Raw genomic sequence first — 869 nt, 5'->3', positions numbered from 1 at the left:
AAGCCCGAGCGCGATCCGCTTGAGGATGACGACGATGACATGGGACTAACCGTGAGTCGAAAGCGTCGAGAGGTAGTGACCGTTGATGAGGACGGCTCACGAATCTCGCGCCTCAAATCAGGCTCTCTTAACTCGATTCTGGGCGACGATGCCGAGAACATACAGCAGCTCTTGGAGGTCGGTGATTCTGATTCGGCAGCATCCGTGATTCAGAAGCGCGCTCTTCAAACCTGTATTGATCTTGTTGCCGAAGTCGAAAACGGGATTCGCGAATCGAAGGGACGCTATGGTGTTCACTCGTTCAACAACCTGATGATGACTATTCGGGAACTTGTGACGGACATGCAGCAAACTCGGGATCGAGGTGCTATTGGTGTCACTATCAGCGAATCGGTTTTGCGGCCCATGATGCGTGATCTGGCTATGCTTGTCATGAACGAGACTATGACGATCATGGCCGCTGCAAAAGGCAGTATGAGCGTTGACGAGTTTAAAGACTTTCGTAAAGAAGTAGATGATAGTCGTGCTCGTATCGGCGCTGCCATGCAGCAGGCATATACAGAATCACGGGATCGCGTAATCGAGTTCATGCAACGTTAACCAGACGGGCTTTTCCATGTTTACAGGTCACATTCAAGCAATTCACTTTCTGGCGCTCGTGTGCGCCATCTACGGTGTTCGCGAATTTGCACATGAGGTATCGCTGCACATAGCAACGAAGGACTTTTGGTGGCTAAGAAAACGACATTGACCCGGGCCGAGATCGCGACGCTGATTAAACAACATGTCGCAAATTACTGGCGTGAAAAGATGTATGCGGTCAGCGCCGAAGTCGGTCTCAATAAAGGCGGTTCTCTACGTGCCGACAT

General features: G+C 51.0%; 1 protein-coding gene. It reads left to right on the top strand.

The window, feature by feature from the left end; translation table 11 throughout:
* Nucleotides 1–600 (top strand): hypothetical protein (locus AC1RPJ_RS07585; RefSeq protein ID WP_481762817.1); only part of this gene is annotated, 600 nt, incomplete at its 5' end.
* Nucleotides 601–869: the final 269 nt, after the last annotated feature.

This window comes from Dellaglioa sp. CoH-57-MRSF-17 (assembly GCF_056782015.1).
This window is presented reverse-complemented; position numbering and strand designations above follow the sequence as displayed.